The sequence below is a fragment of the Paraburkholderia sp. RL18-085-BIA-A genome (assembly GCF_046027075.1).
In the GTDB taxonomy this organism is placed as follows: Bacteria; Pseudomonadota; Gammaproteobacteria; order Burkholderiales; family Burkholderiaceae; genus Paraburkholderia.
Genome location: NZ_JARESU010000642.1, coordinates 1 through 385, shown reverse-complemented (window position 1 = coordinate 385; position 385 = coordinate 1). Strand labels below are relative to the sequence as shown.

General features: G+C 61.3%; 1 pseudogene. It reads right to left on the bottom strand.

Annotation, left to right across the window (positions count from 1 at the left end):
- Nucleotides 1–126 precede the first annotated feature (126 nt).
- Nucleotides 127–385: pseudogene (locus tag P0D89_RS54205) on the bottom strand (ISKra4-like element ISBte1 family transposase); the annotation flags it as partial.

The window sequence follows — 385 nt, the reverse complement described above, 5'->3', positions numbered from 1 at the left end:
GAGCTGCGCGATGTCACGCTCTATATCAGCGTCGAGCTGTTTTCCAAGGTCAAGAATCCGATTCCGGATGCCGCTGAACGAGATGCCCTTGCCCTGCGGTAGCACTTCCTTGAGCATGTTCGTCGCCTACCGGTAGGGCAGATGAACTGCCCACTTCGCGCGAAGGTATTCCAGCTCCGGCGTGACGCGTCTGGTTAGCGCTTTCGACAAGGGGTGCACCACACGCTGCTCCGTCCGCGCAGTCCCTTGACACGCGCACGACCACACCCGCGGACTCTTCACGGTCACCTTGCCATAGACGGTGCGCAGCACCTTCGAGCGGCTGTCTTTGTGCCTCAAGGCCGCACCGCAGTTCTCACAATGGGTCTGGCCTGCGAGCCACCGT